This is a genomic window from Bradyrhizobium sp. URHD0069 (assembly GCF_000701345.1).
Classification (GTDB): Bacteria; Pseudomonadota; Alphaproteobacteria; order Rhizobiales; family Xanthobacteraceae; genus Bradyrhizobium.
Genome location: NZ_JNIJ01000095.1, coordinates 1 through 5,949, shown reverse-complemented (window position 1 = coordinate 5,949; position 5,949 = coordinate 1). Strand labels below are relative to the sequence as shown.

7 protein-coding genes and 2 pseudogenes are annotated in these 5,949 nt (G+C 57.2%); 6 read left to right on the top strand and 3 right to left on the bottom strand.

Annotated features, from left to right (window positions below):
* From N554_RS41315 to N554_RS0129925, 6 genes and pseudogenes are all read left to right on the top strand, one after another.
* Positions 1-248: pseudogene (locus N554_RS41315) on the top strand (hypothetical protein); the annotation flags it as partial.
* Between the two features lie 22 nt (positions 249-270).
* Positions 271-1,548 carry an SDR family oxidoreductase gene (locus N554_RS0129945; RefSeq protein ID WP_029586816.1) on the top strand — a complete coding sequence of 426 codons (1,278 nt, stop codon included), beginning with the start codon at positions 271-273 and terminating at the stop codon, positions 1,546-1,548.
* A complete protein-coding gene (locus N554_RS0129940; RefSeq protein ID WP_029586815.1) occupies positions 1,548-2,015 on the top strand; it encodes a DUF2269 family protein in 468 nt (155 codons plus the stop codon). The genes N554_RS0129945 and N554_RS0129940 overlap by 1 nt, the downstream gene beginning before the upstream one ends.
* Positions 2,016-2,496: 481 nt before the next feature.
* Positions 2,497-2,889, top strand: coding sequence for a hypothetical protein (locus N554_RS0129935; protein ID WP_051677793.1), 393 nt, complete (start codon positions 2,497-2,499; stop codon positions 2,887-2,889).
* Positions 2,890-2,936: 47 nt separating this feature from the next.
* Positions 2,937-3,232: pseudogene (locus tag N554_RS36715) on the top strand (DUF1003 domain-containing protein); the annotation flags it as partial.
* Between the two features lie 384 nt (positions 3,233-3,616).
* Positions 3,617-3,895 (top strand): hypothetical protein, encoded by a 279-nt coding sequence (locus tag N554_RS0129925; protein WP_029586813.1) that lies wholly within the window; start codon positions 3,617-3,619, stop codon positions 3,893-3,895.
* A gap of 859 nt (positions 3,896-4,754) precedes the next feature.
* Here N554_RS0129925 and N554_RS42495 read toward each other — a convergent pair.
* The 3 genes from N554_RS42495 to N554_RS42490 form a co-directional block, all read right to left on the bottom strand.
* Positions 4,755-4,928, bottom strand: coding sequence for a hypothetical protein (locus N554_RS42495; RefSeq protein ID WP_245283758.1), 174 nt, complete (start codon positions 4,926-4,928; stop codon positions 4,755-4,757).
* Between the two features lie 68 nt (positions 4,929-4,996).
* Positions 4,997-5,314 carry a hypothetical protein gene (locus N554_RS36710; protein WP_036054607.1) on the bottom strand — a complete coding sequence of 106 codons (318 nt, stop codon included), beginning with the start codon at positions 5,312-5,314 and terminating at the stop codon, positions 4,997-4,999.
* Positions 5,315-5,760: 446 nt separating this feature from the next.
* Positions 5,761-5,949, bottom strand: a 189-nt coding sequence (locus N554_RS42490; RefSeq protein WP_081851488.1) for a hypothetical protein, incomplete at its 5' end; no start/stop codon positions are given.

Here is a 5,949-nt window from a genome sequence, read left to right as displayed (position 1 = left end):
AGCAGGTGCATAGCTTTCTCGAACTGATGCCCCTGACCGGCATAGTGATCGTCATCATTTTCAACTGGCCGCAATTTCTCAGCCTGTTCGGGCTGGGTCCTGAGGCTGCCCGTTTTCGCATCGCGTTAAAACCGGATCCATTACCGTGGACTTACGTCGCCGCGTTCTTATCCGCCGTCCTGGTCTTCGAACTGCTCCCCTATTTGGAGGAGCTGGTTCGAGGGTTGCGGTTGCGGAAGCGAGCCTGACTGCCGATAGCCGAGGGCCGTCATGAAGGTAGCCATTATCGGAGGGACCGGACTGATCGGATCGGCTGTGGTGGCTCATTTGTCTTCGCGCGGTCATTCGATTGTTTCGATGAGCAGAAGCGCGCCGGGTGCGAGCGCAAACGGTGTCGCTGTTGATATCTCCAAGGCAACCTCGCGGTCTTACTGGTTGCCTTATCTCGACGGCGTCGAAGCCATCGTGAATTGCGCAGGAGTGCTTCAGGACGGCCCAAACGATTCGATGGCCATGGTTCATCATCAAGGCGTTGCGAACCTTTTTGCGGCTTGTGAGCAGCTTAAAATCCGCCGGATCATTCATTTTTCAGCCATCGGCGTGGACCGGGAAACCCCCAGCGCCTTTTCCAAGACCAAACGTGCGGGAGACAACGCGCTGATGGCGCGCGACCTAGATTGGGTCATCTTGCGGCCGTCCGTGGTGATCGGCCGCCCTGCGTTCGGAGCAAGCGCCCTCTTGCGCGGTCTGGCAGCCCTGCCTGTCATTCCGATCATGCCGAACACCGGCCAGCTACAGATCGTACTGCTTGAAGATGTCGTGCGAACTGTGGAACATTTTCTTAAACCGGGCGCGCCCTCCCGCCAAATTGTAGAATTGGCAGGTCCCGATCGCTATTCGTTTGCCGAGGTTGTTTCGATCATCCGTCGGTGGTGCCGCTGGCGGCCTGCACGCGAAATCCGCCTGCCGCAGTTTCTCACGAACGTTTTGTACAGGCTCGGGGATCTGATTTCACTTCTCGGCTGGCGCCCTCCGATGCGCACCACTGCCCGGCTGGAGATCGTCCGAGGGGCAGTGGGCGATGTCGCCGATATGGAGCGGCTCAACATTCGTCCAAAAAGCCTCCGAGACTTTTTGGCGGCCGAACCGGCTTCCGTACAAGAGCGATGGTTTGCGCGGATGTATTTGCTCAAGCCAATTACATTCATTGTCTTGTGTCTATTTTGGGTTTCAACCGCATTGGTCTCGCTGGGTCCCGGGTGGGGCTATGGCATCGGCCTCATGCGCGAGGGCGGCGTCGAAGGCACGACGGCCGCGCTCACGGTCATCGCCGGTGCCCTGGCCGACCTTGCAATTGGAATTGCGATCGCCTACCGGCCGACCAGCCGTTACGGGCTCTGCGCGGCCATCGCCATTTCGTTCGCTTATGCGGTTATTGGCACGATGCTTGTGCCGCGACTTTGGGCCGATCCCTTGGGACCGATGCTGAAGATCTGGCCTATCATCGTATTGCATTTCGTTGCGTTGGCGATTCTGGATGATCGGTGATGCTGTATCTGGTTCTCAAGTATCTTCATATTATCGGCGCTGCCGTATTGCTTGGGACGGGCACCGGCATCGCCTTCTTCATGCTTGCGGCACACCTCGAGGGAAAGCCGGTCGTCATAGCGGGCGTGGCGCGGATCGTCGTGATCGCCGACTTCATTTTCACCGCGACCGCGGTCATCGCGCAGCCGATCACCGGCTGGCTACTCGCCCTGCAAGCCGGATATTCCCTGCGCGAAGGCTGGATCGTCTGGTCGATCGTGCTTTATGTTTTCACCGGCGCGTTCTGGCTGCCGGTGGTCTGGATGCAGATGCGCCTGCGAGACCTGGCCTCGAAAGCGGTCGCAAATGACGCGCCGCTTCCTGACGAATATCATCGGATTTTTTGGCACTGGTGCGCGTTTGGCGTTCCGGCCTTCGCCGCGGTTGCCGCCATATTCTGGCTGATGATAGCCAGACCCCAAATCTGATTGAAAAGAATAGCTCTTGCGCGGCGGTGGTATGCGGCGAGGTTCCAGCAGCGCCGTGCGACAGGATGATCGGACAGCGCAATCCCGCGGGATCGATCTGTCGGTGCAGCCCATGGCAAGGTACAAACAAAACCCCGCCCGAGGGGTACATCGAGGCGGGGCAAGTTGGCGGCGTTATTCGTGCCAGTTTGGGCGGCACGTTGGAACAAGCTTAGACCCGCGACTTCCAATAGACAGGGGAAAAGCAAATTTCGCCCGTTGGTGCTCTTCTTTTGACCACTTGTCCTAATAGCCCTGTGATGGGTGCCACAGCCGACCTATGGCATCCAGAAATAAGACGGCCCCGGTGTGCAGCCCGCGCTGGGGTCGTTTCTTTGCGTTGGCCCTTGCCCCAGCGGAACCGCCGGCTCTCGACATGGTTTCCCGTAGAATCCTGAAGTAGCGCCGAAGATGCTGAAGGATCAAAGGATGGAGAGGCACAATGATCACGAACCAGCTGATCCTCGCTGGCTGCGCCGCAATGATTTTGACCGTTGGCACCGCGCAGGCTGGCCCATGCAACACTACCGGTACGTCCACCAATCTGCGCGACGCCGAAGCGGGAACGCCCTCGGGAGGTACAGATCAGACGACCGGTACCGGAAGGTCAGCGGCCAATGAGCACACGCCAACTGGTACAATGAACCGCGCAACAGGAGAGGTCGCGACATCTGCGCAGGATTCTGAGAAGCAGTTGCAAGGCCGGCCGGCGGCAGCACAACAGGCCCAAGACGCCGAACCATCAGCGAAGATGACCGACAAAGACCAACTGACGGCTTCAAAGCAAACCCAAAGCCCGGAACCATCAGAAAAGATGACGGATCAAGGCTGCTAAGGAACCGGCGGGGCGACGGTGCTTACCCGCTTGGGACGAGAGCTTGCTTCGTAGTGCTTGCTATGGTCGCATCGGTTGAGGCAATCTTTCTCTCGACCTTTGGACTGATCTCACAAAACCGCCTGGCGGCTGTTGCCGACAAAAGAGCTGACTTGGATCTCCAAATCAGTCTCCTCACGGAACATGAGATTACCAAGGTGGTCGGGCTGCTGAATGACATGGCCGCGAATTCGATATTGATCCTGAGGAAAAGGCAGAGCTTCAGGAAGCTGCGTCGGATATCGCCCCGGAGCGAGTTCTCGACAAAATCGAAGAGACGAAGGACGAAGGTGCCGGCACGTAGTTCGAGACGCTGGAAGCCGAGCGCTAAAAGGCCGCTCGGAACAGGCTGAAAAGACCCATCCTGTTCGGGAGGCCCCAACCGAGCGCGTGTAGGCGTCACCGGCGAGCGCTTCGCGCTGAGTTTCAACACCTCGGCGGCGATCGGCGGGCCGCCTGTTGAAACACCCCCTCGGCCTAGATAGTTTCTGCCGGTGTTTTCAGCTAAGGGACCGAATATTCAGACGCCGGGGACCAGCTCGTCCCGACTTAAATGGCCGCAGTCTCCGGAACAGAACGAATTTTTCCACGTTTGAGGAATCGCAGCACTCGGGCAACGCCGACAACTGAGCAACTGCGGCAGCTCCAAACTCTGACATTGAGAACGACGCTTCTTCAGGAGATTGCAATGAGCGAAAGCCACACCACCACTGATCACAAGAAGATCAAGAAATGGGCTGAGGAACGGGACGGCATGCCGGCGACTGTGAGAGCAACTGAAACGAAAGGCCATGCGGGAATCCTCCGTATCGATTTCGGCCCGAAAGAAGAAGCTCTGGAGGAAATCAGCTGGGACGAGTTCTTCAAGAAGTTCGATGAGGCGGGTCTGGCCTTTTTGTACCAGGATAAAACCAAGGACGGCGAAGTCAGCCGCTTTCATAAGTTTGTAGCGCGCGACGCGGCCTGAATCTTGAGCCATCTGCCTTTGCCAAGGCTGCGAGTCTGTCGTTAGCGGTCCCATGATACCGGATCATGACCTGCTCGAAATCCTCGACTGCGCGCCCGGCGCCTTTCTGCATAGCGCTGAGCGCAGTACTTGAGTTACTTAGGCGTATACCACCATCGGTGGTCTATTTCAATTTCGCGATCCTGCTTCTGCTCGCGACGTTGCCAGCTTGGCGCTTTTTCCTGTTCGGATTCACGTTAGACGATTTGCTCCAGCTTAGGTGCTTTTGAAGCCGGGGCAGAACCACGCGCCACGCGGCCTCAACTCCATGGGTGAAGTTTGTTGTGTGGCGGTCCGGCGGAAGAACGGGGCGTGGGCCTCGGAACGGACCACAGGCCTTCTTCCGCGTCGTGATCAAAGGATTCGAGTTCGTTATCTCAGCATTTAGGAAGAGCTCCGAACTGGTGAACCATCCTATCTCTCAAAACGGAAGAACAATGAATCAAGGAGTGAAGAACGGTGCGTGGATTCGGAGTGGTAGTCGCACTATAGGTCTTTCGCGGATGCGCCCTCAAAACCATAATCGAGCTGACCGGCATTCATCAGGTCCTTGCCCCGCGGTCGGTATTGAGGGCAGCTGTCAAGGAAAGTGCCTTGCTCGTTCCGGCGGCGGCACACTTCCAGTCTCGTTATCCAAGCATTCGGTGTCCAGTCCGCATCTTCCACGGCACAGCGGACAAATTAATCGAGCCTGAACAGGCGCGTTATCTACACCGGGCGCTGCCGGGTTCCGTCCTGCACCTCGTTGAGGATGCTGGGCACATGGTGACCTATGCCGATGGTGCCGGTATTGCACATGCCGTTAGTGCGCTAACTGCTGTCACTCGCCCATAACGTGGCGCGTCCCGAGAACGCGAGGAATATGAGAAGCATAAAGACCTTCTCTGATCTGGACCTGGATGCCGTAGCCGTCGAACTTCACTTCATGAATCCAGCGCTCGCCGGATGGCACCTTGTGGACCGATGACGCCAGCCCGCCTTTGATGCCGATCACCCAGGTTTTCTTACGAACGCCACTGACACCACACAAGGGGAACAGCAATTCAAAGGTTACATTGGTTTTTACGGCAGCAGGTCCTTCCGCTCTCGATCCTTTTCTTCGCGCCGATACAGGTCCTTTGTGGCCTCTTGCGTCATGTTCTCTTCGGCACGGCTGCGGTTGCGGCTTCGTGAGATGCCATAGGTTAACATCAATCCGAGTATGCCGACTCCGATGAGCCACAGCCAAGCCGGCGTATGTGTAAACCCTCCTTCAGCAGGTTCGGGATTGCTGATCAGACGAAACGGATCATAGATGATCCAAATAGCAGCTAGGGCGATCACTAATGGAGCGATGATGAAGAGCGCTCCACGGTTTTTTCTTCTTTGAGCGACATTCATCTCGGCCTCATAGGCAAAAGTGTTCAGAACGCCCGCCCAACGATTTGTAAGATTAAACGTTCCAGCTCAGGATGTTCCTGCGGCGACCTCTAGCTCAGCCCCGTGCTCCAGCGGGACCAGCCTCAGCTTTTTAGAAGCCAACTGCCGATCAATCGCGCGCTCGGCTTCGGCCACGGCAGCTTCTGGCGTTCTTCGCACTCGGGATCATTTCACAACGCGCAGCCCCGTACCCGGCGCGCAGCCTATTGATAGCAGCCACCACGTCGCGCCGGTCGAACAAATATAGAAGCATGCTAATTGTCTCATCTGAATTCCGGCGTGGACCCGGCTGAGCGTATTCAGCTAATTTCCGGTGAGCTTCTTGCACCGCGTGAGAACCAGATCCTGATCAGACACAGACGCAACCCCCGCAACAGAACCGGGAGCAGCTGAATGGCTCTGGCGCGCTACATGCCATGGCTTTCAAAGACCTTTTTACACGGCCTACTCAGCCTTGCTCGGTGCTGCTGCAGGCACCGTTGAACAGCCATATCATCCCTCAGTTGTTTTCGGCAAAAGCGGGAAGCATCGCGCGAACAAGCTTGCTGCTCCTGTGGTGTTCCGAGATGGCCACCCTGGGCCGATGCAGAACATAA